General features: G+C 34.7%; 2 protein-coding genes. Both read right to left on the minus strand.

Going from position 1 to position 588, the window contains the following annotated elements:
• The coding region (locus tag ACFIKY_RS09250; protein ID WP_375661758.1) for a relaxase/mobilization nuclease domain-containing protein at positions 1 to 349 on the minus strand (349 nt) is incomplete at its 3' end.
• Positions 346 to 588 (minus strand): conjugal transfer protein TraJ (locus ACFIKY_RS09255; protein WP_375661759.1); only part of this gene is annotated, 243 nt, incomplete at its 5' end. The genes ACFIKY_RS09250 and ACFIKY_RS09255, both read right to left, overlap by 4 nt.

Here is a 588-nt window from a genome sequence, read left to right on the forward strand (position 1 = left end):
CTAGCGCAGCACAAAATTTATCTTCAATTGCGTAGAGTGTTTCTCTCTCTGGAGTTTCTCCAACCGGAAAAGATAAGACCAAATGATATGTTTTATCAGTCTTTGATCTTTTATTTTGATCTTGACTTTTTAAAATGAATTCTGTTGCCATAACAGGATCATCTGTATGACAATTTGTAACTCTTACTGATGCTACTTTTGCGCTATTTTGTATATTATCATCAATTATGTAATCGGATGTAAGTTTCCAATCTCTTGGTAAACTTCCCCCATCTAAATCCATAATATAACGAGCCAATCGTGCCATATTGGATGTTGATTTTTTTCTTTCAACACGCTTAGCAATCATAGTGCGGATATTTTTTCAAAAATTTGTTTTTGGAGTTCACGAAATGCTACCATCATTTTATCTATATCATTTGGTACTCCACCTTTCCCATTATTTGTAACTAACCATAATTTTAATAAACCAGCTACTCTCCCTAAATCGCCTTGTAGCTTAGTGAGGTCCTTTACCGCCTCATAATCTATATTCGCTTTTACGGGTTCAAGTTGTCCAGTAGTACGCAGGTAAGTAGAAATAGACAA

This window comes from Bartonella sp. CR127HXZ, assembly GCF_042194555.1.
GTDB lineage: Bacteria > Pseudomonadota > Alphaproteobacteria > Rhizobiales > Rhizobiaceae > Bartonella > Bartonella grahamii.